Source organism: Streptomyces sp. SID3212, assembly GCF_009865405.1.
In the GTDB taxonomy this organism is placed as follows: Bacteria; Actinomycetota; Actinomycetes; order Streptomycetales; family Streptomycetaceae; genus Streptomyces.
The window spans coordinates 1-1,046 of record NZ_WWJY01000349.1 but is presented as its reverse complement, the minus strand read 5'-3'; the positions used below and the strand labels follow the sequence as shown (position 1 = coordinate 1,046).

The 1,046-nt window shown below is 78.2% G+C and carries 1 pseudogene; it reads left to right on the top strand.

Going from position 1 to position 1,046, the window contains the following annotated elements:
• Positions 1 to 36: 36 nt before the first annotated feature.
• Positions 37 to 1,046: pseudogene (locus GT042_RS10510) on the top strand (hypothetical protein); the annotation flags it as partial.

Here is a 1,046-nt window from a genome sequence, read left to right as displayed (position 1 = left end):
CTGCGCCTGCCGGGCGGGGCCGTCGGGTGCGCGGGGGTGTCGGGTCTCGCGGCGATCGCGGCTGTCGGCGGGGTGCTGCGCCCGGGGGTGCCGGACAGCTGGGCGGTGCCCGCGTACGTGCTGGGCGCGGTGGGGGTGGTCGCGGTGACGGTCCTGGTGCCTGGTGTACGGATGCGGCTGCCGCGCCCGGTGGTTCGGGGACTGGTCGGTGTCGCGGGGGGTGTGGGGGCGTTCTCGGTGGTGTGGACGCTGCCGCTGGTGGCGGTGGCCCTGGGCGGTGGGGTGCGGGGGCTTGCCGACGTGTGGTCGGGCGCGCCGGGGCGGGCGCGGGTGGTGGCCGGGGCGGACTTCCCGTGGTCCGGCCTGACGACCGCTCCCCTGGTGCTGCTGATGGTGGCCGGGGCGCTGGGGGTGGCGTACGGGCGGACGCGAGGGGCGGTGTCGGAGACGGCCGGGGCCTCGGGTGCCGATGCGACCACCGGTCCGGCCGGCGGTGAGGCCGACGGTGCGGCGACCGGCCCGGACCGGGCGCGGGCCGCCCTGCTGTCCGGGGTCGTGGCGCTGGTCTGGGCCGCGCTGCTCGTCCTGCCGCTGACGCTGGACCTCGGGTTCGGCGCGGCGCTGGTGGTGCCGGTGGTCCTGACGGCCCTCGCGCTGACACTCGTTGTCCTCCCCGGCCGTACCAGGGTTACCCCGCACGGTTCGGTGACGATCACGGCCCTGTGCTGTGCCCTGGCCGCGGGGGCCGGAGCCGCGCTGCTGTCCCTCGCGACGCGGCCCGCGACGGTGACGGTGCTCGCGACCCTGACGCTTCTTCACGCGGGCACGGCGGTGGCGGTGGAGTACGCGGGGCGGCGGGAAGGGTCCACGGAGACGCCGCTCGTCCCTCTCCGGGTGCTCGTCCAGGCGGTGCTCGGCTGTGTGGCCGTCGTGTACGCGACCGGGCTGCTCGTGGCGGCCGGCGCGGCGGCGGGGCTGTCGGCCGGGGGCGTGGCGGTGCCGGTGCTCGTCGTCCCGGCCCTGGTGGCGCTGCTCGGCGCGCGGCT